Annotated in this window: 26 protein-coding genes; 2 read left to right on the top strand and 24 right to left on the bottom strand. The window is 64.6% G+C overall.

Translation table 11 applies throughout. From position 1 onward, the window contains the following. Nucleotides 1–19: 19 nt before the first annotated feature. The 24 genes from EXQ71_09690 to EXQ71_09575 all read right to left on the bottom strand — a co-directional run bounded on the left by EXQ71_09690 (nucleotide 20) and on the right by EXQ71_09575 (nucleotide 22,639). Nucleotides 20–385, bottom strand: coding sequence for an NADH-quinone oxidoreductase subunit A (locus tag EXQ71_09690; GenBank protein MSO87777.1), 366 nt, complete (start codon nucleotides 383–385; stop codon nucleotides 20–22). 66 nt (nucleotides 386–451) lie between these two features. After that, nucleotides 452–922, bottom strand: coding sequence for a hypothetical protein (locus EXQ71_09685; GenBank protein MSO87776.1), 471 nt, complete (start codon nucleotides 920–922; stop codon nucleotides 452–454). Continuing rightward, nucleotides 919–1,443, bottom strand: a complete 525-nt coding sequence (locus EXQ71_09680; GenBank protein MSO87775.1) for a hypothetical protein — start codon at nucleotides 1,441–1,443, stop codon at nucleotides 919–921. Before EXQ71_09680 ends, EXQ71_09685 begins: the two co-directional genes overlap by 4 nt. Before the next feature lie 46 nt (nucleotides 1,444–1,489). Next, a complete protein-coding gene (locus EXQ71_09675; GenBank protein ID MSO87774.1) occupies nucleotides 1,490–3,076 on the bottom strand; it encodes an NADH-quinone oxidoreductase subunit N in 1,587 nt (528 codons plus the stop codon). Beyond that, nucleotides 3,076–4,512, bottom strand: a complete 1,437-nt coding sequence (locus EXQ71_09670) for an NADH-quinone oxidoreductase subunit M (protein ID MSO87773.1) — start codon at nucleotides 4,510–4,512, stop codon at nucleotides 3,076–3,078. Before EXQ71_09670 ends, EXQ71_09675 begins: the two co-directional genes overlap by 1 nt. 332 nt (nucleotides 4,513–4,844) lie before the next feature. Then, complete coding sequence (locus tag EXQ71_09665; GenBank protein ID MSO87772.1) at nucleotides 4,845–6,731, bottom strand: NADH-quinone oxidoreductase subunit L; 1,887 nt, start codon at nucleotides 6,729–6,731, stop codon at nucleotides 4,845–4,847. An 8-nt stretch (nucleotides 6,732–6,739) separates the two neighbouring features. After that, nucleotides 6,740–7,057, bottom strand: a complete 318-nt coding sequence (gene nuoK, locus EXQ71_09660; protein ID MSO87771.1) for an NADH-quinone oxidoreductase subunit NuoK — start codon at nucleotides 7,055–7,057, stop codon at nucleotides 6,740–6,742. After that, nucleotides 7,054–7,659: a hypothetical protein gene (locus EXQ71_09655; GenBank protein MSO87770.1), complete on the bottom strand. Its 606-nt coding sequence runs from the start codon at nucleotides 7,657–7,659 to the stop codon at nucleotides 7,054–7,056. The genes nuoK and EXQ71_09655 overlap by 4 nt, the downstream gene beginning before the upstream one ends. After that, nucleotides 7,659–8,348 carry an NADH-quinone oxidoreductase subunit I gene (locus EXQ71_09650; protein MSO87769.1) on the bottom strand — a complete coding sequence of 230 codons (690 nt, stop codon included), beginning with the start codon at nucleotides 8,346–8,348 and terminating at the stop codon, nucleotides 7,659–7,661. Before EXQ71_09650 ends, EXQ71_09655 begins: the two co-directional genes overlap by 1 nt. Beyond that, nucleotides 8,348–9,568, bottom strand: coding sequence for an NADH-quinone oxidoreductase subunit NuoH (gene nuoH / locus EXQ71_09645; GenBank protein ID MSO87768.1), 1,221 nt, complete (start codon nucleotides 9,566–9,568; stop codon nucleotides 8,348–8,350). The genes EXQ71_09650 and nuoH overlap by 1 nt, the downstream gene beginning before the upstream one ends. Then, complete coding sequence (gene nuoG / locus EXQ71_09640) at nucleotides 9,568–12,258, bottom strand: NADH dehydrogenase (quinone) subunit G (GenBank protein MSO87767.1); 2,691 nt, start codon at nucleotides 12,256–12,258, stop codon at nucleotides 9,568–9,570. Before nuoG ends, nuoH begins: the two co-directional genes overlap by 1 nt. Next, the gene (nuoF, locus tag EXQ71_09635; GenBank protein ID MSO87766.1) at nucleotides 12,158–13,516 is read right to left on the bottom strand and encodes an NADH-quinone oxidoreductase subunit NuoF; all 1,359 of its coding nucleotides are present in this window, start codon (nucleotides 13,514–13,516) and stop codon (nucleotides 12,158–12,160) included. The genes nuoG and nuoF overlap by 101 nt, the downstream gene beginning before the upstream one ends. Next, nucleotides 13,513–14,133 (bottom strand): NAD(P)H-dependent oxidoreductase subunit E, encoded by a 621-nt coding sequence (locus EXQ71_09630; GenBank protein MSO87765.1) that lies wholly within the window; start codon nucleotides 14,131–14,133, stop codon nucleotides 13,513–13,515. Before EXQ71_09630 ends, nuoF begins: the two co-directional genes overlap by 4 nt. Before the next feature lie 131 nt (nucleotides 14,134–14,264). Continuing rightward, nucleotides 14,265–15,545: an NADH-quinone oxidoreductase subunit D gene (locus EXQ71_09625; protein MSO87764.1), complete on the bottom strand. Its 1,281-nt coding sequence runs from the start codon at nucleotides 15,543–15,545 to the stop codon at nucleotides 14,265–14,267. A 56-nt stretch (nucleotides 15,546–15,601) separates the two neighbouring features. Beyond that, the gene (locus tag EXQ71_09620) at nucleotides 15,602–16,042 is read right to left on the bottom strand and encodes an NADH-quinone oxidoreductase subunit C (protein ID MSO87763.1); all 441 of its coding nucleotides are present in this window, start codon (nucleotides 16,040–16,042) and stop codon (nucleotides 15,602–15,604) included. A gap of 104 nt (nucleotides 16,043–16,146) precedes the next feature. After that, nucleotides 16,147–16,722, bottom strand: a complete 576-nt coding sequence (locus EXQ71_09615; GenBank protein ID MSO87762.1) for an NADH-quinone oxidoreductase subunit B — start codon at nucleotides 16,720–16,722, stop codon at nucleotides 16,147–16,149. Then, nucleotides 16,722–17,201 carry an NADH-quinone oxidoreductase subunit A gene (locus EXQ71_09610; GenBank protein MSO87761.1) on the bottom strand — a complete coding sequence of 160 codons (480 nt, stop codon included), beginning with the start codon at nucleotides 17,199–17,201 and terminating at the stop codon, nucleotides 16,722–16,724. The genes EXQ71_09615 and EXQ71_09610 overlap by 1 nt, the downstream gene beginning before the upstream one ends. Before the next feature lie 7 nt (nucleotides 17,202–17,208). After that, on the bottom strand, nucleotides 17,209–18,117 hold the full coding sequence (locus tag EXQ71_09605) for a hypothetical protein (GenBank protein ID MSO87760.1): 909 nt from the start codon (nucleotides 18,115–18,117) through the stop codon (nucleotides 17,209–17,211). A gap of 3 nt (nucleotides 18,118–18,120) precedes the next feature. Then, nucleotides 18,121–19,344 carry a cytochrome c gene (locus EXQ71_09600; GenBank protein ID MSO87759.1) on the bottom strand — a complete coding sequence of 408 codons (1,224 nt, stop codon included), beginning with the start codon at nucleotides 19,342–19,344 and terminating at the stop codon, nucleotides 18,121–18,123. A gap of 4 nt (nucleotides 19,345–19,348) precedes the next feature. After that, nucleotides 19,349–20,218: a hypothetical protein gene (locus tag EXQ71_09595; GenBank protein ID MSO87758.1), complete on the bottom strand. Its 870-nt coding sequence runs from the start codon at nucleotides 20,216–20,218 to the stop codon at nucleotides 19,349–19,351. A 7-nt stretch (nucleotides 20,219–20,225) separates the two neighbouring features. Next, complete coding sequence (locus EXQ71_09590) at nucleotides 20,226–20,987, bottom strand: menaquinol-cytochrome c reductase cytochrome b subunit (protein ID MSO87757.1); 762 nt, start codon at nucleotides 20,985–20,987, stop codon at nucleotides 20,226–20,228. An 18-nt stretch (nucleotides 20,988–21,005) separates the two neighbouring features. Then, nucleotides 21,006–21,782, bottom strand: coding sequence for a cytochrome B6 (locus tag EXQ71_09585; GenBank protein ID MSO87756.1), 777 nt, complete (start codon nucleotides 21,780–21,782; stop codon nucleotides 21,006–21,008). A gap of 22 nt (nucleotides 21,783–21,804) precedes the next feature. Further along, on the bottom strand, nucleotides 21,805–22,221 hold the full coding sequence (locus EXQ71_09580; protein ID MSO87755.1) for a 4Fe-4S dicluster domain-containing protein: 417 nt from the start codon (nucleotides 22,219–22,221) through the stop codon (nucleotides 21,805–21,807). A 7-nt stretch (nucleotides 22,222–22,228) separates the two neighbouring features. Continuing rightward, a complete protein-coding gene (locus tag EXQ71_09575; protein ID MSO87754.1) occupies nucleotides 22,229–22,639 on the bottom strand; it encodes a hypothetical protein in 411 nt (136 codons plus the stop codon). 230 nt (nucleotides 22,640–22,869) lie between these two features. Between EXQ71_09575 and EXQ71_09570 the strand changes: the two genes are divergently transcribed. Further along, nucleotides 22,870–23,601, top strand: a complete 732-nt coding sequence (locus tag EXQ71_09570; GenBank protein ID MSO87753.1) for a c-type cytochrome — start codon at nucleotides 22,870–22,872, stop codon at nucleotides 23,599–23,601. Further along, nucleotides 23,598–24,911 (top strand): geranylgeranyl reductase family protein, encoded by a 1,314-nt coding sequence (locus EXQ71_09565; GenBank protein MSO87752.1) that lies wholly within the window; start codon nucleotides 23,598–23,600, stop codon nucleotides 24,909–24,911. Before EXQ71_09570 ends, EXQ71_09565 begins: the two co-directional genes overlap by 4 nt. Nucleotides 24,912–24,958: the final 47 nt, after the last annotated feature.

Below are 24,958 nucleotides of genomic sequence, written 5' to 3'. Positions count from 1 at the left end.
CAGCCCTCCACCCTCTTGCTCATACCCATCGCAGGACCTTCTTCTTCCAGGCGTAGAGAAGGCCCAAGGCCAACACAACGATGAAGATGCCCATTTCGATCAGGCCGAACCACCCGTAGGCATCCACGCGAGTGGCGAAGGGGAAGATGAATACGGCTTCCACATCGAACATGACGAAGAGGAGAGCAAAGATGTAGTAGCGGACGTTGCTCTGTCCCCAACCCGTGCCCACCGGATCCACCCCGGACTCGTAGTTGATGTATTTCTGAGGCTGCGGGCGGGTGGGCCGCAACAGGCTTCCGAGGCCGAGAAGTAAGCCCACCAGTGCCACCCCAGTGAGACCAAAAATGCCTACCGTGAGGTAGTCGCGGAGGAAGTCAGACACGAGGGCTGAGCCTAGTGAACCCCCCTCGGGCCGACCAAGACCGCCCCCCAGCGTGGATCGCGGCCGCTACTCGGTCCGCAACGGTGCCACCCCGACGGTACCCATTTCGCCCGATACCAGTGGGAAATCGACCGCAAGCCGGGCCTGTGCGGGAACGATTCGCAGCGGCCCCGCCAGCGTCGTGGCGGTGGAACCGGTGACCGATGGCCGCCCCGGTTCCGAGCGGCCGGCCACCAACGATCGGGCCGCGACCAGCACAACCACCAACGCAAGGACCACCAACGCCACGATCGCCACGTTGCCGCGATGGCGCATGGCATTCGGTAACAGAGCCCGGTCATCGTTGGTGGCCGCCACCGGGACCGACGACCCCGGCAGGGGCCGCTCCCTCGTGGGATCGGGCCGCCCCGGGGGGACCCGGGCCATGGCCCGCTCGAGGTCATCCCAAAATCGGGTCTCATGCGGAGGGATGGCGAGGCGTCGCAACAAGTCCTGGGTGAAAAGGTCGGGCCCGCCGGGCGCGTCGGGTGCGCTCACGCCTCCCCCTCGCTCAGCGCCAGACCGAGGTCGGCTCGGGCCACACGGAGACGCTCATCCAGCGTGGCGGGGTCCACCCCCAGTATCTGCTCCACCACCGACCGGTCGAAACCTTCGCCATCCACCAGCACCACTGCGACGCGCTCGTCCAATCGCAGGGCGATGAGGGCCTGACCCACGGCCTCTGACGCCGTCATGATCTTCGACCCCGGCTTCCGGGCCCGGTGCCGGGGCGTCGGTGCGGGAGTGGCGACGCCCTCGATACAGCGGTTGTAGACGATCCGATAGAGCCAGGATGCGAAATCCCCGCCGGCCCGGAACCTCCGCAGGCCGGCAAAGGCCTCCCCATAGGCCGCATGAAGAACCGCCTCCATCCGGTAGTGATCCACGAGAATCCGATACACCACGGTGCGCATGCGAGGGTCGTGGCGGCGCAACAAGGTGACAAACGCATCCCCGTCCCCCGCCTGGGCGAGTTCGATGAGATCGCTATCGGAGAGGGACGTGGGGCCTGGCGTCATGAGGAGGGAGACGACCGCCGCGCCGACATCGGGGCACGCCAGCGCATCAGGGGCCGGGCGGAACGCTGCTGGGATCGACCGCCGCCGGATCCACCGCCGCCGGAACGGACTCCTGAATCAACACGGGCGTGGCGTGTTCGGCAAGGGAGGCCAGGGTGCCCGGGAAGACGCCCACGCTCATGGTCACCGTGAGGCTCACCACCAGCGCCAACCCAGCGGCGGCGGGCAGTGGAATCGTACGGGGCGCCGGGACGTCATCACCGGCCACGTACATCGCCACGATGATGCGGAGATAGACGTAGGACGAGATCACCGCCGTGACCATGGCGATGATCGCCAGGGTGGAGGAACCCGCCTCGATGGCCGCGGTGATCACGTAGAACTTGGCGAAGAAACCCGAGGTGAGTGGCACGCCCGCCTGGGCGAGGAGGAGCACCGCAAAGGCGAACGCCAACGCGGGTCGATCACGCGACAACCCCCGGTAATCATCCAGGCTCGTGCCGATGTCGCCCTTGCGGCTCACCACTGCGATCACGCCGAAACTGCCCGCCACCATGAATGTGTAGGCGGCCAGATAGAAGAGAGCGGCTTGCACACCGGCGGCGGTAGCCGCCTGCACGGCCACCAGAATGAAGCCAGCATGGTTGATCGACGAGTACGCCAACATGCGCTTCACATCGGTCTGAACCACCGCCAACACCGAACCCACCAGCATGGTGAGGACCGCCAACACAAAGATCACGGGCTGCCAGTCGAGCCGATAGGTGGAAAAGGCCAGGTAGAAGACTCGCAGCAGGCCGGCAAACGCCGCCACCTTCACCCCACTGGCCATCCAAGCCACACTCGGCGTGGGGGCACCCTGGTACACGTCAGGCGCCCAAAAGTGGAACGGGGCAGCGGCCACTTTGAAGCCAAAGCCCACCAGCAGCAGTGCCAAACCAGCCAGCACCAGGCCGCTATCGCCCAGAACCGTGGCGGACAGATAGTTCGAGATGTGGACGAGGTTGGTCGACCCGGTGCCACCGTAAATAAGGGCAATGCCGTAGAGGAAAAAGGCCGACGAAAAGGCCCCCAGCACGAAGTACTTCACCCCCGCTTCCTGCGAGGTGATCTTGCGCAAGTGCATCGCCGCCAGCACGTACACGGCAATCGACAGGATCTCGAGACCGAGGAACATCACGATGAGATCGTTGGCCGATGCCATCATCACGCCACCCGAGGCCGACAGCAGCATGAGCACGTAGGGCTCGGCACCGTCCATCTCCTCCCGTCGCAGCCAGCCGTCAAAGGACAAGGCGGCCAGGATCACCGCCGAGAGGATCACGAACGTAGCGAAAACCGAAAACCCGTCGACCACGATGGCACCCGCCGCCGCCGAGAACGGGCCGCGCTCGGCGTCCTGAACTCGTTGCCACAGCGGGACCGCCGCCGCCATCGCGCTCGCCGCCAGGAGCACGGTAGCCAGGGCATAACTCCCCGCTCGCAGCTGACGCGGCACGAGGGAATCCACCGCCAGGATCAGCAGCGCACCCCCGATGAGGATCATGATCGGAGCCAAACCAGACCAGGCCAGGTCGACGGTGTCGATCGGCACGGGACTGTCGAGGATTTGTTGCCAGAGGCTGGCCAGCATCACTCACCATCCTCGTCGGGGGCGTCAACGCCCACCCCCCTAGTGGCCACGGCCGGCTCGGTGTAGTCGGAGTAATTCTCCACGTGGCTCACCAGACGGGCGACGGCCGGCTCGATACGGTCGAGCATCGGCTTCGGGTACACCCCCAGGAACACGATGAGCACCAGCAAGGGAGCCATTACCAGGCCCTCCCGCCAGTTCATGTCGGCCATATCGGCGTTTTCCTCATCCGGTTCGCCGTGAAACACCCGCTGGAAAGCCCAAAGGAGGTAGAGCGCCGCCAACACAACCCCGGCGGCGGCCACCACGGTGAACCATCGCCGGGTGAGGAACGACCCGACGAGGATAAGGAACTCACCCACGAATCCGTTGAGACCAGGCAGACCGATCGAACTCAGCATGACGAGGGTGAAAACGGCGGCGAGGATCGGTGCCGATTTCTGCAAGCCCTTGAGGGAGGAGATGTCACGGGTGTGACGGCGTTCGTAAATCATCCCCACCAACAAAAAGAGGGCGCCGGTGGAAATTCCGTGGTTGAACATCTGCACCACGCCGCCCTCGATGCTCACCGTGGTGAGAGCGAAAATGCCCAGGATGATGAACCCAAGATGGGCCACCGACGAATAGGCCACCAGACGTTTGAGATCTTTCTGCATCGTGGCCACCACGGCGCCGTAGATGATGCCGATGACCCCCAGCGTCACGAGCGCAGGGGCAAAAAAGACCGACGGTTCCGGCAACAGGTAGAGGCCAAAGCGGACGAAGCCGTAGGTCCCCAGCTTCAACATCACCCCGGCGAGAATCACCGATCCCGCCGTGGGGGCCTGCGTATGGGCATCGGGAAGCCACGTATGCAGCGGGAACAGCGGCACCTTCACGGCGAAGGCCAACGCGAAGGCCAGGAAGATCCACCGAGCCGCCCCCCAGTCGAAGGGACTGGCCCCGGTGGAGGTATCCGTGACGGTCTGGCTCTCGGCAATGGTGACGAGATCGAAGTTGAGCTTCGGGTTCAGCAGTCGCTCGATCCGAACTTCGCCGGCCGCCAGGCTGGCCGCAGTGGCTGGGTCCACAGGGGTATCGGGCCCGGAGAGCACCTGGCTGGCCTGCACCGTGGCCATCTCGGATTGGATGGTGGCCACCCGGGCTTGGTTGGCCTCCACCACTCCGTCTCGGTTCAAAAACGCCAACGCCACGATGCCCACCAGCATGAGCGCCGAGCCGAACATCGTGAAGATGAAGAACTTCAAGGCGGCGTACACGCGGTCGGCGTAACCCCACCCGAGGATGAGGAAGTACATCGGCACCAGCACGATCTCGAACATCACAAAGAACACAAAGAGATCGAGCGCACAGAACACCCCGATGCAGCCACCCTGAAGCACGAGGAGCCAGGCGTAATAGGGCTTGGGGTCATGGGCCGGGGTCACCGCCACCATGGCGAGCGGGAACAGGAACCCCGACAGCACCACCAGGAACAACGAAATACCGTCGATACCGAGGTGCCACGAAATACCGAAATCGCTGATCCACACGCGATTAACCTGGAACTGGAACCCGCTGTCCTGGCGATCGAACCCAGCCAACAACGCCAGCGTGAGCGCACCGGTAGCCACCGCGAACAGCAGGGCCACCACCCGATGCAGTTCGGCGCGACCACGAGGAATCAACGACACGACGATGGCCCCCAGGAAGGGCAACACCACCGCCTGCGTCAACGGCGTGGTGACCACGTTGTTGGCGCTGACCTCCGCCAGCAGGGTGGTGAGCATCAGAACGTCACCCGAGACAGGAAGTAGGCCAGCAAGGCCACCACACCCACCGCCACGCCGAGAGCGTACGTTCGCACGAACCCGTTCTGGACCTTTCGCAGATGCACCCCACTGCGGCGCACCAGCGTGGCCACGCCGTTCACGGCCCCGTCGATGACGGTGCCATCGAAGGCGGCGGTGGCCTCAAACGCCTTGCGACCCGGTCCCCCCATGAAGGCCGCGATGGACGTGTCGTACTTCCACCCCTCCGCCATGATCGCCGGCTCGATCGGCTCCATCTTGCGCTGGTAATAGATCCGATAGGCCACCGCGATACCCACTAGTGAGCACAACACCGCCAGCACCCCCAGGCCGATCTGCGCGGAGGTGGCGACGGTGACCGCTTGCTCGTTTTCCCCCACCACTGGCTCGAGCCAGCGCTCGAGGAAGTCGGAGCGGCTACCGAAGGGCGAGTCCAGAGCGCCGGCCACCGTGGCCAGACCAGCCAGCACGACGAGGGGGAGCGTCATCTTCCACGGCGACTCATGCGGCTCAGGGGCAGCGGCATGGTCGGAGTCCCTCCATCGCTCCTCGCCGAAGAAGACCATGAACACCTGACGGCTCATGTACAAGGCCGTGAGAAGCGCCGTCACCAGACCCACGAACCACAGGGCCGGGTTTTTCTCGTAGGCGTTCAGAAGAATCTCGTCTTTCGACCAAAAACCGGCAAAGGGGGGCACCCCGGCGATGGCCAGCCACCCCACGATGAAGGTGGCCGCCGTAATCGGCATGTACTTCTTGAGATTGCCCATGCGTCGCATGTCCTGCTCGTCGTGCAATCCGTGAATGACCGAGCCGGCCCCCAAGAAGAGCAATGCCTTGAAGAACGCATGGGTGATCATGTGAAAAATGGCGGCCACGTAGCCGCCGGAGCCAATCGCCAGGAACATGAAACCAAGTTGGCTCACGGTGGAATAGGCCAGCACCTTTTTGATATCCGTCTGGGCCAACGCGATGGTGGCGGCGAAGAGCGCCGTGATGACCCCCACCCAGGCAATGATGCTCGGCGCCCAGTCGTAGCTCTGCGTGAGAATGGGGCTCACGCGGGTCATCAGGTACACGCCGGCGGTCACCATGGTGGCGGCGTGGATCAGAGCCGACACCGGCGTGGGGCCCGCCATGGCGTCGGGCAGCCACACGAAGAGCGGCAACTGGGCCGACTTGCCGCACGCGCCCAGGAACAACAAAAGCGCGATAGCCGTGGCCGTGGCGGGTGCGATGCGGGGCGCCTGTTCCAGCACCACTGAGTAGTCCAGCGAACCCACCGCGGCGAAGGTGAGGAACATGGCGCACATGAAGCCCCAGTCGCCGATGCGGTTCGTCACGAAGGCTTTCTTGCCCGCCGATGCATTGGCGTCCTTGCTGAACCAGAACGCGATCAGCAGGTACGAGCACGCCCCCACCCCTTCCCAACCCAAGAAGGTCACGAGCATGTTGCTTCCCAACACGAGCATCAGCATCGAGAACACAAAGAGGTTCATGTAGATGAAGAACTTCGAGAACTTCGGATCCCCGTGCATGTAGGAGATCGAGTACAGATGGATCAGCGTTCCGATGCCCGTAATGAACAGGGCCATCGTGATCGAGAGCGGATCAGCCAGGAAGCCCACCTCAACGCGGAAACCCCCCACCTTGATCCACTCGAACAAGGTGAGCAGGTGACGACGGTCCTCTCCCTGCTCGCCGATCATCCCGGCCAACACGATGGCCGTGGCCACGAAAGCCCCGCCACACATCGCCGTCGCCAGCCAGCCGGCGCCGGGCTCGCCCATCCGACGACCCAGAACCACCAGGATGAGGAACCCGGCTAGCGGCAACGCCGGGACGAGCCACACGAGATCAAGCATCTACGCCGCTATCCCTTCAGAACCGTCAAGTCATCGGCGGTAGCCGAGGGCTGCTTGCGGAGAAGGGCCACGATGATGCCCAGGCCCACCACGACCTCGGCGGCAGCCACCACGAGGACGAACACCACCACCGTCTGCCCGTTCACGTCGTTGAGCATGCGAGAGAACGTGACAAAGGTGAGCGTCACGGCGTTCAGCATCAACTCGACGCACATGAACATGACCAGCGGATTTCGGCGCACCAACAGGCCTACCGCGCCGATAGCGAACACCACCGAGGCGAGGATGAGATACCACACAGGGGTGACCTGAGCGATGGCGATCACGTCGATACCTCGCTCACCGTCGACGCCAACGGATCCTCTACGTAGTCGGCTCGCTTCACCTTGCGGGCCAGCACCACCGCACCAACCACGGCGATGACCAGGAGGACGGAGGTCACCTCGAAAGCAAAGATATAGGTGGTGAACAGAGACTCACCGAGTTGGGCGATGTCGGGAATCGTCTTGTTGATGGCGTTGGCGGCGGTGGCGGGGGGACGGGCTCCGGTGGCCTCGCCCCCGGTGGAGGCAAAGGCCAACAACGGCAGCGCCAGTATTCCGAGACCCACGATGCACGCGGCCACCCGCTGGCCCCCGCCGAGGGCATCGACGGAGAGGTCCTCGGCCCGATCTACCCCCAGCAGCATCAGCACGAAGAGGAACAGCACCACGATGGCGCCGGCGTACACAATGATCTGCACGGCCGCCAGAAAATTCGCTTCCTGGGCCAGGAACAACACCGCCACACCGAACAGCGTGGCTACCAGCGACAGGGCGGAGTGGACCGGATTCGCATTGAGCACGACGCCCAGCGCTCCCACGATGCACACCGAGCCAGCCAGGACGAACACCACCAGTTCAGGAGTGAGGCCTTCCAAGACGTGCATCAGTGGTGCCCGCCAGTCGGCTCGGGGGCATCCGCGTTGCCCTCCAGCGGCGCCGGTGGCACAGCCTCGGGCTCGCTCTGGCCAACCTCGGGGGGTTTCACGCCAAAGCCCAACTCACCGGACCAGGCCACGACGCCCTCGTAGAGGGCATTGCCCGAAGGAGAAGTGGCGCGTACCCAGGCGGAAGATTGGGCGGCCACCTTGTCGAGGTCGCTCCAGTCTTCCCAGGGCAGTTGCTGCGGAAGGCCGTCGTCGTCCACTACGAGTTCGGCCTTCGTGTAGATGGCGTCCTGGCGATTGGTAAACGAGAACTCAAAAAGTTTCGACTCGGTGATGGCCTCGGTCGGGCAGGCCTCCACACAGAGGTCGCAGTGGATGCAGCGCAGGTAGTTGATTTCGTAAATGAAACCGAATCGTTCGCCGGGCGACACCGGTTCATCGGGCGGATTGTCGGCGCCCCGTACGTAGATACAGCGAGCCGGACATACCCCGGCGCACAATTCGCAGCCAATGCACTTCTCCATACCGTCCTCGTAACGGTTGAGGACATGGCGACCGTGCAGACGCTCGGGCTTGTGGCGCTTCGGACCGCTGTCCTTCACATACGGGACCGTCACCATCCGACCGGACTCCGTGCCCTTGAAGAGCTTCCCGAAGGTAATCTTGAACCCCTTGAGATAACTACCCATCAGCGGATGCTCCCTTCGAGTTCGGCCTGCTCGCGCCGACGGGCGGATGTGGCTATGGCCCCGGCCAGCATCAGGTAGGCCGCCAGGCCGATCAGCAGGGCGGCCCCGGCCACCACGAAGGTGGACCATCCGGCATCCTCGGCCACGTTCAGGCTCGCCAACAGCAGCATCCAACCCAATGAGATCGGGATCAGCACCTTCCACCCCAGGTCCATGAGTTGGTCGTAGCGGAACCGAGGGAGGGTGGCTCGCAACCACACAAACATGAAGAGGAACAGGAAAAGTTTGCCGGCAAACCAGATCGGACCCCACATCAACGCCGGACCGAAGAAGGTGGGACCGGCGGGACCGCCTAGGAAGAGGGTGACGATGATGGCCGACATGGTGACGGTGTTCATGAACTCCGCCAGGAAGAAAAGGGCAAACCGAATCGACGAATACTCGGTGTGGAACCCGCCCACCAGTTCCTGTTCAGCCTCCACGAGGTCGAAGGGCGGGCGGTTGAGTTCGGCCGTCCCGGCGATCACAAAAATCACGAAGGGAACGACCCCGGTGGCGATGAGGTTCCAGCGCGGCAGGATGCCGCCGAACCCCTCCCCCGCCTGCACCAGCACCATGTCGTGGGTGGAGAGCGAGCCCGTCAACATGACCACCGCGATCACCGACAGACCGAGCGCGGCTTCGTAAGAAACCATCTGTGCCGAGGCCCGCACGGACCCCAACAGCGGGTATTTGGATCCCGACGACCAGCCCGCCAACATCACGCCGTAGACGGCGATGGACGAACACGCCAGGATGAGCAGAACACCGATGGGGGGGTCGGCCAGCTGGACATACGTCTCCCGGCCGAAGACGGTCACGATGCCCTGTTTCTCGGCGGTGAACACGCCCCCCAGGGGAATCACCGAGAAGACGAGAAACGCCGGCACGAGCGACAGGAACGGCGCCAGGATAAATATCCGTTTGTCGGCGCGGTCCGGCAAGAGGTCTTCCTTGAAGAAGAACTTGATGCCGTCCGCCAGCGTTTGCAGGATGCCGAAAGGCCCCGCTCGGTTGGGGCCGAGGCGGTTCGACATGTCGGCGTGCAATTTCCGCTCGAACCAGACCATGAACAGCACCGACACGAGCAGCAGGGCGAAAGCGATGACCACTTTCCCCAGCACGATCAAAAACACCGCCATGTCGAAGTTGCCCGAGAAGAGCGGATCTAGCGCGAACATCAGACGCTGGTCACCTGTACGTCGGTCACCAGCGCATCGGCGTCGATCAGCGATCCGGTGGCGGCGCCGGGCTGATTGATGATCACGGCGGCGGCCCCCTTGGGCACTCCGGCATCCGGGAAGGCCGTGAGGGTGACCGAACCCGTGACCGCCGTGACGGTCACGATGGCCCCCGGCTCGATGCCGAGGTGGTCGAAGTCGTGGGGATGCAACCGCAGATCCGTTCCCGACGTGAGGCCCGCCAGATTCGGGGAGTGCTGGGTGCCCACACCGAGGTCATACAACTTTCGGGTGGCCACCAGCCGCAAACGGTAGGCGTTCACCGCCGGAATCCCCACCACTGCCGGGGCGCTGAAGGACAGCACCGCCGGTCGCACCGGTTCCGGGGGAAGGGCCGGTTCGGAGGCGGATTCCTCGGCCACCGCCGCTTCGTCAGCGGTCACCACCGCCAAGGCATCAGCCACCCCGGATCCCCGCGCGCTCAGCCGGCCGACCACCACTCCATCGCTCCCCGCCGGGGAGCGGAGTAGTTCTCCGCTAATACCGGCATGGCTGGGGGCAAGCCGTTCGACCTCGGCCCAGATCTGCTCGGAGGAGGTGAGGCCCAGATCGTGGCCCAAGAGGCGGGCGATCTCGGCGGCCATCATCCAATCGGCCCGGGCCGTGCCCGGCGGCGTGATCTTCTGGATCACCGCACTCACGCGGCCCTCAAGGTTGGTGGTGGTGCCCGTCACTTCGGCCGGACCGGCGGCGGCCAGCACGATGTCGGCCCGCTGGGCCGACCCGGTGAGGAAACGATCGATGGCAATCACTGTGCCCGAGCCGGCGATGGCCTGCCCGGCCAAATCGGCATCGGGGAAGTCGGCCAGCGGATCAGCCCCGAGCAAGATGAGCACATCAATCTTCCCGTGGGCGGCGGCGGCGAGGATGCCCCGAGCGTCCAGACCGGTTTCGCTGGGCAGGTGGGCCCATCCCGCCTCGCGATACCAGTCCGACCCGGCGGCCAAGGTGGTGCGGCCGGGGAGCAGACCGGGGCTCAGGCCCATGTCCAACGCCCCGTGCACGTTGCCCCGACGCAGCGCCGATAAGAACCGCACGTGGGGGTGCGCCGCGTGGATAGCAGCGGCGGCGGCCACCACAACATCGGCCGACTCACCCACACTCGGGCGACCAAGAATCACCGTAACCGGCCCGGCGGCCAGGAGAGCGGCGGCGGCGGCCAGGGCATCGGGCTCCACGCCCCCTACCGCCTGCGCCGGCGGACCGGCGAGCAGGGCGGCCACCACATCACCGGCGGTGCCGGCGAGGGGCAACAACGTGGCGGCGGCCAGGTCCGACACGGAACTTCGGCGCGGGGCAATCTCCACCACGGTCACGTTGTCGTTCGTGACGGCATGGCGCAGCCGCAGGAAAAGAACCGGCAGTTCCTCTTTGAGATCCGGGGCCAGCAGCAACACGGTGCCGCCCGGCGCGCACGCCTCATCGATGGTGGCGCGCGGCAAACCCAGGATCACTTCGGCCGGTAGGCCGTCACCGAGTTGGGCGTCAACATGGTCGGTGCCGATAACACCCTTGGCCAACTTCGCCCACGCGTAAGCCGATTCGTTAGTGAGGCGGGCGCCCCCCAGCACCGCGATACGACCAGGCTTGGCCTCCTTGATGGCCGCGGCCACCCGGGTAAGGGCGGCGCCCCAGGATGTGGTCGCCAGGGCATGGCCGTCGTTCATCAACGGAGCACCAAGACGGTCGGGATGACCGATGTCTTCGAAACCGAAACGCCCCTTATCGCACAGCCACCCCCAGTTCACCGGATCGATGTCGACACCCTGATAACGAAGGACCTCATTGCGGCTCGCCTGCACGAGCGTGCGACACCCCATCGAGCACGACGTGCAGGTGCTCTCGGCCTGATCGAGATCCCACGGGCGAGCCTTGAACCGATAGGGCTTGGCGGTGAGCGCCCCCACCGGACAGATTTGCACGGTGTTGCCGCTGAAATAGCTGGCGAAAGGATGATCGGGGAAGGTATTGACCTGCGTCTGGTTCCCGCGATCCTGGAAATGGATGAGCGTGTCGCCCGCCACGTCCTTGGCGAACCGGGTGCAACGGTCGCAGAGAATGCAGCGCTCCCGATCGAGCGCCACCAGATCGCTGATCATGATCGGCTTCTCGAAATGTCGCTTCTCTTCCACGAACCGGCTCTCGCCGGGGCCGTAGGACATGGTCTGGTCTTGCAGGGGGCACTCGCCGCCCTTGTCGCACACCGGGCAGTCCAGTGGATGGTTCACGAGCAGGAACTCGAGCACCCCGTCCTGTGCCTTCTTGGTGATGGCACTCTCGGTATCTACCTTCATCTCTGCCGCGACGGAGATCATGCAAGCCGGCTGGAGAGCGGGGCCGCGGCCGGTGTCGATCTCCACGATGCACATGCGGCACATGCCCACCGGCTCGAGCCGCGAGTGGTAGCAGAAGCGCGGAATATAGGTGCCGGTGCGCTCGGCCGCCTCGATGACCAGCTCACCGGGCTTGGCTTCCACGGCGTTTCCGTTGATGGTCAGGATCACCGTCTCGGCCGGCGCCTTGGCGATGTCAGACACCGGCGACCTCGTTCGGCTTCGGGAGGTAGGCCTTGCCGGTAATGGCAACCGGCGACTCGCCGGTACCTCCGCAGAGGGCCACAAACTCGTCACGGAAGCGCACGATGGCCGAGGCGATCGGCGACACCGCCGAGGGACCCAGGGGACAGATGGTGGTCTGCTGTGGGGGCCAGGCGATTCCGGGGCTGATGTTGTCGCAGACGTCGAGCAGCAGCGCGATGTCGTCGGGTCGACCTTCGCCGTCGAGGATGCGGCGGAGCACCTTCTCAAGCCAACTCGTGCCCTCTCGACATGGTGTGCACTTCCCGCACGACTCGCGTGCAAAAAACCGCACCACTCGCCAGCACGCCTTCACGGCATCGGTGGTGTCGTCCATGACCACGATGGCCCCCGAACCGAGCATCGAACCGGCCGCGCCCACCGCACCGGCTTCCAGCGGGATGTCGAGGTGCTCCTCGTAGAACCAGGGGGCCGACGCGCCCCCAGGTATGAAAGCCTTCAGGGATCGACCTTCGCTGAGGCCACCGCCGTAGGCGGGGTCGAAGATGAGATCACGAAACGTCGTGACGCCAAGCTCCACCTCGTACACACCTGGCTTCACTACGTGACCCGACACCGAGAAGAGGCGCATGCCGCGGCTGGTCTCGGCGCCCAGTTCGGCAAACCGTGCGCCCCCGTTCGTCATGATCCAGGGGAGATTGGCCAGAGTCTCTACGTTGTTCACCACGGTGGGCTGCAGATAGAGGCCCTTGGCGGCTGGGAAAAAGGGCGGTTTGAGGCGGGGCATCCCGCGGTTGCCCTCGAGCGACTCGATGAGGGCCGTCTCCTCCCCCACGATGTAGGCGCCGGCCCCCCAGTGAAGCACCACATCGAGTGAAAAATCGGTACCGAGGATGTTCTTCCCGATATAGCCCGCCGCGTAGGCATCGTTCAGGGCCTGAGCGATGCGCTCTTGGGCCAACGCCATCTCACCGCGCACGTAGAGAAAAGCCTGGGCGGCCCCAATGGCATACGAGGCGATCAGCACGCCCTCGATGAGTTGGTGCGGATCCTTCTCCATAAGGAGGCGGTCCTTGTAGGTACCCGGCTCGGACTCGTCGCCGTTCACCACCAAATAACGAGGCCACACTCCCGGCGGGCAGAAACCCCATTTGGTGCCGGCGGGAAAGCCGGCTCCGCCGCGGCCCAAGAGGCTCGCCGCCTTCACTTCCTGGCCCACGGCGGCGGGCGAGATGGCCAGCGCGGCGCGCAGACCTTGATAGCCGCCGGTGGCGAGATAGCCATCGAGCGTGTGCCCATTGTCGAGGGCGAATCGGGTGGACACAATGGGGGGGGCGTCGGTGACAGTCACGGGCTCACCTCCGCTCGGGCACTACGGAGCCACACGGGTTCCTCCGCCTCGCCCGGCACCGCATTGCCAGCCCGCGTGGCGGCCGGAATCTGCTGGCGAGTTCGGGCCAATACGCCGTGTTTGGGAATCTCGTCCAGGCGCCGATCGTGGAGCAGATCGTCGATGAGGGCATCGGCCGCATCGGGGGTGACCCGGTAGAAATAGCGGTAGTTCACCTGAAGGCACGGGGCCTCCGTGCAGGCGGCGATGCACTCCACGTCCTCGACGGTGAACTTGCCGTCTTCGGTCGTATTACCGGGCTTGATGCCGAGGCGAGTTTCGATGTGGTGCAGCAACTCCTCACCGCCCACCAGCAGGCAGGCGATGTTCGTGCACACGTTGACGAGGTACTCCCCCACCGGCGCCAGTTTGAACATCTCATAGAAGGAACAGGTGCCCAACACCTCCGCGGCGGTGACTCCGATCAGTTCGGCAATGTGCTCCATGGCGTCCTCGGCCACGTAGCCGTCCTGCTCCTGGGCCAGGTGCAGGAGCGGGATGAGGGCCGATTTCGGGCGCGGGTATCGGGTGATGATCTCATGCGCCAGGATCGTGTTGTCGGCGGTGAACCGGGGCATCTTTGTGAATCCTTGCACAAGTCCGTATAGGGAAGACCCGAAGGGTCGGGGGGTGCTTTGTGCAACGTAGTGGCCCACCAACACCGAGGCCGAACTGAGGGAGCCCACGAAGCACAGAAGCGGGGAAGGCGTTAGCGGTCGACCTCACCCATGATCGGGTCCACGCTGGAAATCACGGCCACCGCATCGGCGATCAGACCCCCCCGCATCATGTGCGGAAGGGTCTGCAAGTTGACGAAACTCGGACCGCGGATGTGCATCCGGTAGGGCTTCGAGGTGCCGTCGGAGACGATGTAGCAACCCAATTCGCCGCGCGGCGACTCAACGGCCGCGTAGGCCTCGCCCGCGGGCACCTTGAAGCCCTCGGTGAAGATCTTGAAGTGGTGGATGAGCGCTTCCATCGACTCGTCGATCCGGGCTCGCGGCGGCGGGGTTACTTTCTTGTCCTGAATCCGATAGTCGCCGCGAGGCAGTTGGTCGAGAATCTGCCGAATGATCTTGATCGACTCCCGAACCTCGTTGATGCGGATGGCGTAGCGATCGAAACAGTCGCCATAACTCCCCACCACCACATCGAAATCAACCTCGTCGTAGTGCAGGTACGGAAGATCGCGGCGGAGGTCCCACGGGACCCCTGTAGAGCGCAGGATGGGGCCAGTGGCCCCCAAGGCGATGGCCTCCTCGGCCGTGATGATGCCCACCCCCTGCAGACGCTCGCGATAGATCGGCTGGCCCGTGAGCAACACGTCGTACTCGGCGAGGCTCGGGGCCACGCCATCGAGGAACTTGAGTACCTGGTCGCGCCACCCGTCGGGGAGATCCGCCGCCACCCCGCCGGGGCGTATGTAGTTGTGGTTCATGCGCAGGCCCGTGATCATTTCGAGCGTGCGGAGTCCCTCCTCACGATCACGCCAGCCGTAGAGCATCATCGAGACCGCGCCCATATCCATGCCGTTGGTGGCCAGGAAAAGCAAGTGCGAGGTCATCCGGTTCAACTCGGTGAGAAGCATCCGAATCCACTGCGCTCGCGGCGGGATGTCCTCGGCGATGCCCAGGAGTTTCTCGGTGGTGAGCGCAAAGGCCAACTCACTGAACAACGGAGCCGCGTAATCCATGCGGGTCACGTTGGTGGCGCCCTGGAGATAGGTGAGATCTTCGCCCGTCTTCTCCATGCCGGTGTGCAGGTAGCCCACGATCGGCTTGGTGCGCAGCACCGTTTCCCCCTCGAGTTCCAACATGAGGCGCAACACCCCGTGCGTAGAGGGGTGCTGCGGACCCATGTTGATGATCATTGTCTGATCTTCAGAGGGTCCCTCGCTCACCAGTTCGGCTGCCTCAGACTCCGAAAGTCGCAGCGTCGCTCCCAACTCGCGGAGCAATTCCTTCGCCCCGGCGGAGGATCGAGCGGTCATCTCCTGGGCCCCCTCGGAGGTTTCTATCCCCGAGCGACGCGGCTCCACGGTGGTCATCAGCGGGCGTCCTGGCGGTCGGCGCCTTTGAACTGCACGGGGATGCGACCCATAGCGTGGTCCTTGCGGAGCGGGTGGCCATCCCAATCTTCCGGCATCAAAATACGGGTGAGGTCGGGGTGGCCTTCAAAGATCACGCCGAAGAGGTCGAACACCTCGCGCTCGCTGGCCTCGCTGCCCGGGTGCACATCAAACAGCGAAGGACAGGTGGGGTCGTCCCCGGGCACCTGCACCCGCAAACGAAGGCGCCCACGCTCCGAGTGGGACATCAAGGTGACGACAACCTCGAAGCGCTCCGGGGTGACCCCGGGGGGCAAAGCCCGATCCGGTTCATAGGTGAGGTAGTCCACGGCAGTGACGTCGAGACACATGTTGAAACCATCCTCGTCGCGCAGAAGACGCACGACGGCGGCCAGATCGGCTCGAGAGGCGTGGAGCACGGTGTCACCGTGGTGATGGGTTACGAGCGCGCCATGCCGCCGGGGTGGCTCCGGCGCAGCCTCAGCCTCGGGGCCGGGCTCGACGACGATGTCGTCGCTCACGGTCAGTTCCTCGCGCTCAGCGAAACCGGCTGTGGCTCGGGTTGGCCATCGCGCTGCTCCACGCTGATCCCCAAGCCGGTTCCCGGGCGCCGCCGCGTGAGTTCACCGTCGCGGATCTTTTCGTGCAGCGTGTTGATCGCATGGATCAACGTCTCCGGACCGGGCGGGCAGCCGGGGGCATAGACGTCGACCGGCACGATCTGGTCTACGCCTTGCACGAGGGCGTAGTTGTTGAACATGCCACCGCTGCTGGCACAGACCCCCATGCTGATGACCCATTTCGGCTCCATCATCTGGTCGTAGATCTGGCGGAGCACCGGGGCCATCTTCTGGCTGACGCGGCCGGCCACGATCATGAGATCGGCCTGACGGGGCGACGCCCGAAAGGTCTCCATGCCGAAACGGGAGATGTCGTAATGAGCTCCCCCGGTTCCCATCATCTCCAGGGCGCAGCAGGCCAAGCCGAAGGTGGCAGGCATCACCGACATGCGGCGGGCCCATTTGACAACGTCCTCAAGTTTGCCGGTGATGAAGTTGTGATCTAGCCCTTCCAGGCCCTTACTTACGTCCCACTGCATCAGGCGGCTTCCTCGTCATGGTCGACATCGCCCTCGTGGCGTCCGTCAAGACCCACCCGACGGACGGTGGTGAGCGTGGTGCGGTCGGCCGAGACCATCGGCGACAGCAACCGCGACTGCTTGGCCGGGCCCCAATCCAGGGCGCCGTTGCTGAGCAGGTAGACGAACGAGACCAGCACCGACAGCGTGAACAGCAGCACCTCGAAGAGCCCACCAGCCCCGAGATTTCGGTAGATGACGGCCCAGGGGTAGAGGAAAATGATCTCGATATCGAACACGATGAAGATCATGGCGATGAGATAAAACCGCACCGGGAACCGTTCGAGGGTTTCCCGACCGGGCACGATGCCGCACTCATACGGCGAACGCTTGGCCACCGTGGTGGCACTGGGGGCGAGGAGTTGGGAGGCGACCCTACTGATGGCGGCGAAGAGAATCGCCAACACGGCGAGCAGGAACACCGGCAGGTACTGGCCCATGGTCCCCTCAGCCCTCCGGAATGGCCAAGGATACGCCCCGGGCAGCGGCCGATCGAAGGTCGCGGCGATGGAGCATGCTCACCGTCACACCAAACATGATGCCCGAAAACAAGGTGAGCATGGCGCCGGGGAAGCGGCGATCGCCGAGATCCCGCTTCAGGATTACCGACACCACCGGTTGGGTGAGGTCGGCCTCCGGTAGCGGGGGTGCTTCGCCGGGCACCGGCTCCGGCTCCACCACCGGCCGCACCTGGATCAACGCGTAGCGAGGGGGGTGTCGAACCTGCCAGAAGGTTGTTTTTAGTTTCCGCCCGATCCGGTCGAAGCGATTGGCATTCGCCGGCAGGTCGATCTTGCCGCCGCGCTCGAAGGCGTAGACGGTGACGTAGTCCGCCGCCGAGGAGAGATCGAGTTCTACGTTGTTGTTCTCCACGAAATACTCATCCACGGTGGCTTTGGCCTCGCCGAAACTCGTGTTCGACTCCTCAAGAATCTCCCATCCCGACAGGCTGGGTTCCACCTCGCTCTTCACCGCAGACAGAGCCGCCGGATCCAGTTCTCTCAAATCATCCACGGCCGGCATCTGCGCGGTATCGAGTACTCGGGCCAACTCAAGATCAGCGTCGAGGAGGCCGGACTCATCGGTGGCCCCGCTGCTGTAGACCACCTCGGTGACCACCCAACTCGGGTCCTCCCCGATCATGCCGATGTTGCCGTAGAGCCACCAGGTCATACCCATGATGGTGCACCAGCCGAAGAAGGCCGACGCCGCCAGGAGGAACCCCAGCCGCGATCCGAGATTGGTCGTGAGGAGCAGGACGGTCGATCCCAACAGAACGACCACCCCCACGCCCACCGCCAGGAATCCCCGAAGCTGAGGGTCCCAGGCAATGCCGGCGATCGTGTGAAGCAGCATTGCTCAGCGCTCTCCGGTCATGGTCAGAGTGTCCGATGAAGGGGCGGGCGGGATGGGCAGGCTGCCCTTGCAACCCAACGGAGGCGCATCGCCTTCAAGGCTGGATTCGTAACACGCTGCCGCCCGCAGCATCCCGTCGGAGAACATGCCATCGTCGGCTTCGGGGGTATTCGGGTTGTCGCCGAGACCCGGCATACGACCGCTCCCGACCCCGCGCTGCCCGTAGAGCACGCCGTACTTGGAGCCAGAGCGCAAGAACTCGATCAGAGCATCGAGCGTGAGGAACTGGCGCGGCACCAAGCCCGAGGTGAGGGCGAACCCGTTGGCCCCGGAACCGTCCGTGAAGTCGATGTAGTTGCTGAGGTCGGCGTTGGCCGGCGATACGTCACCATCGCGGTACGACGCCCCCTTGGTATGGCAGCGGGCACAGGAGTAGGAACCGCCAGCAGTGCCGGTCTCCAGCCCCAGGTTGAAGATCGCCTTGCCCACCGCCGGGTCCGTGTAATCGATCAACGCACCGGGCTCAAGACCCAGCCGAACCCGCAGCGCCTCTTCCGACTGCGCCTTGGCCTCGGTAGAGGTGAGTTGAATCGACCCGAGATAGGCAATCAGCTCATCGATCTGCTGACTGGTGAGCGGTCCGCCGCCGAGGGCCCCCCAGGCGGGCATCGGGCTACCCGGACGGCCGTACACGAGGACGTCACGCACCTCTTCCTCGCTGAAGCGAAGCAACACCGTGTTGATGGCGGGGGCTTTCCAGCTAACGGCGGCCACGAACTGCCCCTCCGCGCCGGTGAGGGTGTACGGCGGTGCCACCCCGCCGGTGCCCTTCGGGCCGTGGCAGCCCGCACAGTTGTACCCACCGTCGGCCGTAGGGGCGAACAGGATGCTGCCTCGCTCCACGAAGGTGGCATCGAACTGAGCGATGGCGCCCTCTTGACGAGAAGGCTCGTTGAGCCAGTAGAGCGGCAGTCCGAGCGCTGAGATCGCCAGCAGGACCAACCCCGTGCTCAGGGCCCGAGTGAGGCGGGGGCCCTCGAGAACCTCATCGGGGTAATAGGGCTTGCGATTGGGTGCGAGTTCGATCTCGGAACCGATCTCCTCACGACCGGAGCGGATATTTACGACTACGTACACCACAAAGCCGATGAGGGTAAGAACCGCCACGACAGCACCGACGGACTTCACGGTGCTAGCGGCCAACAGCGAGGGGAGGACGGCGATCATGGCGTCATTCCTTCTCCGCGCTACCAACGCAATGCGGACCCTCGGCCTCTTGGCCGGTCGTGTTGGTCCCGATCGCCGGGCCGATGATCACGATGCTCGTGTCCACCTCGATGTTTCCGTTGCTGACCGCCAGCGGGAAGCGGTCGAGACCACGGGGGGCGGGGCCACCCTTCTTCTCCCCGGCGCGGTTGTACTGCGAGCCATGACACTGGCACTCGAACCACTGGGAGGTCTTGCACTCCGGGACACGGCAGCCAAGATGCACGCACTTTTGGTAGAGCGCCGTGTAGCCGGCCTCCATGCCCGGTAGTTCTTGCTTATAGACCAAACGAGCGGCCGGGAGCGCGGCGGCGGGGTACTTCGTTACCCACATGCGGCCTTCGGGGAAATAGGCGAAGCCGGCGCCCTCGGCAATCTTGGTATCCACGCTGGCAGTGCTCCCGATGCCGATCACCGATCCGAAACCCACCCCCAGCTGCGGCCACAGGAACGCCAGGGCGCCGGCTCCAAAGCCCGCCAGCCCGAGGCCGAAGAACGTAACGATGCCCCGGTTGAAAAACTGACGCCGACTGATATCGAGCGCCTCAGGATCCGGCGGCACCCAGGCCACCGGGGCCTTGGCGCCAACGGTGGCCAACGCCCGCGATGCTTCCTCGCGCTCAACGACCGAGGCTCGCTCAACCTCTTTGCCGGTGACCGGGGCGTCGTCGTCGCTCGTGAGCGCAACGGCACCACGATCGCGACGCCGAGTTTCCCGAGCCAGTGCTCCGATGGCTTCGCCGGTATCGCGACGACGAGCACTGGCGAACAACAACACCCCGGCTAACAGCACAAGCACGGGAATGGCAATCAGTAGTGCGGTGGTGGTTTGCATAGTCGTCTCAGAGCTCCACGAACAGTCCGGCGTTCCACGGGAAAATGAAGTTGAAGCCAGGGCCTCGGAAGAACGTGCCCATCATGACCAGCACCGCCCAGTACATCAGGAACATCGTGAACAACGAGATCGCGAACTTTCGGTTCTCGGGCTTGTTGCTCGGATTGCGGTCGATGTAAGGCGACAAGATCAGGCCGACCAGCGCCATCCCGGGAAGCAGCACCCCCGCCACCATCGGATGGAACCACTTGAGCAACTCCTGCAACCCGAGGAAGTACCAGGGAGCCTTGGAGGGGTTCGGGGTTTGGTTGACGTTGGCCAACTCCAACAGCGGAGCGTTGACGAAGACGGCGAAGATGAGCAGGAAGGCCGTGACGGAAAGGGCCGCTACGAACTCGACCACGAGTAGGTGGGGCCATACGTGGACCTTGTCCTGCGGGGTGGCCTTCACATCCTGGATCGATCCCGACTTGACCACCGTGAGCAGGCGCTGGGTATGCCCGCCGGGACCGGTGACCACCGGGAGCGGAGATGACCCCACCGCCGTGGCCACGCCACCACCAGAGGTTGCCACCTCCGTGGATGCCGGGGTATCGCCCTCGGCCTTGGCCTTGGCAGCCTTGGAGCGCTGGAGGAGGTGAGCGGGGATCTTGCTCTCCGCCTCCGTGGCGGGCGCGTCGGGGGTGGCTTCGGCGCTTCCGCTGGCGGCGGCCGCCTTGGCCCGCGCTTCTTCGGCTCGTTTGCGGAGGTGTTCGGGTATCTCAGCCATCGGTGTCAGCCCCCTTCATCACAAAGGTCCTGAGATTCCGCCGTCTTTGCGCACCCGCCAGAAGTGAATCGCCATAAAGATCACGATCACGAAGGGGAGCAACAGAACGTGCAACACGTACCAGCGCAGCAGGGTGTCGGTGCCGATCTCGGCCCCACCGAGGAGCACAAAGCGCACTTGGTTCCCGAACACGGGGGTGTAGCCCATCATGTTCGTGCCCACCGTCACCGCCCACAGCGCCAGCTGATCCCACGGCAGGAGGTATCCGGTGAAGGACAGCAGCAGGGTGAGCAACAGCAGGACGACGCCTATCACCCAGTTGAACTCGCGCGGCGGCTTGTAGGCCCCGTGATAGAAGACGCGAGCCATGTGGAGAAAGACCGCCAGCACCATGAGGTGCGCGCCCCAACGGTGCATGTTCCGCACGAGCAAACCAAAGGTGACTGAGGTCTGCAGGGTGTAGATATCCGACCACGCCGAGACCGCCGTGGGCCGGTAGAAGAACATCAGGAAGATGCCGGTGATCGTGAGATGGATAAAAAGGAAGAACGAGAGGCCACCGAGGCAGAGCGTGTAGCTCACCTTCACGGCGTGGCGCTTCACCTTCACCGGGTGCAGGTGGTACAGCACCGAGTTCATGATCACATAGGAGCGGTTCCGGGGGGAGTCGGTGTACCCGTTGCGGAAGATGGACCCGGGCCGGAAGATCGAGTTCCACGCCTGGCTGGATTGGACGTTGTCCGGGAGTTTCTTCAGCGACTCGATCGCCCGCTCGGCGCCGCGCTTGTCGTTCATGGTGTCTGACACGTTGCCCTTCCTACCCCAGCCTCATGCCATAGCCATAGCCATGGGTGTTGGTGCGCTGATGAAAGTCGCCGCCGGGATCGGGGTCGCTGATCTTCCCCATGATGATAACGCCCGTGGGACACCGATCCACACAGAGCGCACAGCGGGTGCACACGTCGTCGTCGATGAGAAACACCACCTGATCGCTCGGGTCCATCCCGGGCTGATCAACACCGATCGCTTCGTCCACCGCGTCGGTGGTGACCATGTGGATGCACTTCCACGGGCAGATGTCGACGCACCCCTCGCAGAGGATGCACTCGGACTGATCGATATGGATGAACTGCTTGGGCTTGACGGCCTTGCCCAACCATGCAGCATCCACTTCCTGCAGGACGTAGTCGTCTCGGAACTCCGGCATCGGCGGGTTGGCATCGGTGCGGGCCATGGCAGCGCTAGCTCTTCCTCGCCAACGGGCGTCCGTAGGCCGTGGTCGCAACGACCTCAGCCTTGGGCTTGGCCCGGTTTTGCCACTGGGCCCAGTGATACACGTGCAGGGTGAGCGCCACGCCGTAGATACCCACCACCACCAGATCCCGGATCACCTGATAGTTGATCGTGATGGGGAGGAATCGGTTGGGTTCGAAGATGTTGGCCGGGCCGTACACGAGCCGATCGGTGCGCCAGCCCCACTCCTTGTCGGCCAAGGTGATCCACTGATGGGGGATCACGCCATACCAAAGGTTGAAGAGAATAAAGGCGAAGACGGCGGCGGCCATAGCTTCGCCCCACGTGAGGTAGCGACCGGGGGCGCGGCGCTTGCTGTATCGGACTACGGCAAGATCGCCCAGTAAGGCGACGATCACAGCTGTGGCAAACGCAACCACTCGCAGCGACTCCCTCGTGAAATTGTTCACATTGGGTCCGGCAGCACACCGAGCACTCCGGAAGGACCCCTTCGGTCTAGCACGATGACCCGACGGCGAGCACATCGCGCCACTCGGGGCAACCGCCGCCGCGCTTGGCTTGGAGTGGGGCAGAGAACGCGCCTAGGTTCGGCTCTCGATACCCCCCCGCCTGCGGAGGACCCACCCGCGTGACCGAGATCCCCGATCACCTTCTCAAGCGCTCCCAAGAGCGCCGTGCCGCCCTGGATGGCGACGCCGGATCCACCGACGCCGCGCCCCCGGTTGGACAAGCCGTGGAAACAGTCGCCACCGCCGCAGTGGCGACGCCGGTCGCGGCGGCGATCGACTTGGCCCCCGAGCCCCCCAAGCCCGAGCGTCCCGAGGTCACCGCGGCACGGCACCGGCGGAAGATTCCGATCTGGGCCATCCCGGTACTCGCCGCCCTGCCGTTGTGGGCGTACGTGTATCAAGGCACCCTGGAACCCCCTCCGGCGGGTGAGAGCGACCCCATGGTGCTCGGCGGCGAGCTCTACGCCACCCAAGGCTGCAGTGGCTGTCACGGGGCCGACGGCGGCGGCGGCATCGGTCCCGCCTTCGCCGGGGTACGGGAAACGTGGGTCGACCCACTCGACCAGATGATGTGGGTACGCCTCGGCTCAGCCGGTTGGCCTGGCACCACCTACGGCAACACCGACAAACCGAAGAAAGGCGGCATGCCCCCCTACCCCGACTTGAACGATCAGGAACTGGCGCAGGTCATCCTCTATGAGCGCACCGAGTTTGGTGGTCTCGACCCACTGAGCGAGGAATATGCCCTCCTGGTGGAAATCGCCGACGGCATGACCACCTTCGCCGATGCTGGCCTCGGTGAGGTCTCCACCACGGTGGCGGTAGACGAAGCCAACCTCGCTGCGGGCTGACCCGCCCCGGTGGCATCGACCCTTTCGCCCGGCAGACTGAAGACGTGACCAGCCCTCACCGCCACGACGTCCTCATCATCGGCGGTGGCCCCGCCGGTGCCGCCGCCGGACATTGGCTGGCCCGCGCCAACCGTGACGTGGTGATCGTGGAGAAGAAGACCTTCCCCCGCGAAAAGACCTGCGGCGACGGCCTCACCCCTCGAGCGGTCACGCAGATCCAAGCTATGGGGCTGGAGGAGCAGGTAGCGGCCAACCACCACCGCTACGACGGCCTGCGCTGTATCGCCCACGGTAAGACGCTCGAGATGACCTGGCCGGAACATCCGGTGCACCCGAGCTATGGCTATGTGGTTCGCCGCCGCGACCTCGACACCATGGTGGCCGCCGAAGCGGTTACCCGAGGCGCCACCCTGCTGCAGGCCACCGAAGCCCTCCGACCCATTCTGCGCGACGGACTACTGGCAGGCGCCGTCGTGAAAGACAAAGAAACCGGCGAGGAACGCGAGATCCACGCCCGCTACGTGGTGATCGCCGACGGTTCCCTGTCGCGATTCGGACGGGCCCTCGGCAACCAGCGCGACAAACGTCTTCCCCAGGGCATGGCCATCCGGGGCTACTTCGAAAGCCCGATGCACGACGAACCCTGGATCGAGTCTGCCCTCGATGTGCGCGACCGCAACGGCGATGCCATGCCCGGCTACGGCTGGATCTTTCCCTGCGGCGACGGCACCATCAACGTGGGCATCGGGTTGCTGTCCACCTTCCGCGGCTGGCGGGACATCAACACCTCCTACCTGATGAAAGAATGGGCCGCCACCGCCCCGGAGCACTGGGGCATCGACCCCGAGGCCATGCTCGGCGAGGCCACCGGCGGCCGTCTGCCCATGGCGGGATCGATCAACCCGAAGAGCGGACCGACCTGGATCGCCATCGGTGATGCTGCTGGTTCGATCAACCCGTTCAACGGTGAAGGCATCGACTACGCCTACGAGACCGGCCGGATGGCGGCCGGCCTGCTCGTGGAAGCTCTCGAGACCGGCTCCGCGATGCCGTTGTCGCGCTATCCCGATCTGCTCGAGGAGGAGTACGGCCTCTACTTCCGGGTCGCCCGTGCCTTCGCCATCGTGATCGGACAGCCCGAACTCATGCAGCAACTCACCCGGGTGGGGGTGCAGTCACAGTCGCTCATGGAATGGGTGCTGCGCATCATGGCTAACCTCCTGCGCCCCGACGAACTCGGCCCCGCCGAGTTGGCCTACAAGGCCGTCGCCCGGATTGCCCGCATCGCTCCGGAGCGCATCCCCGCCTAAGTGGGGATCGGGGCATCCAGCGTCGCCCCGCCACGCCGTACACCCCC

The organism is Acidimicrobiia bacterium (assembly GCA_009694375.1).
GTDB lineage: Bacteria > Actinomycetota > Acidimicrobiia > Acidimicrobiales > VFJN01 > VFJN01.
Note: the sequence above shows the minus strand (reverse complement) of the source record. Positions and strands in the feature narration are given on the sequence as shown.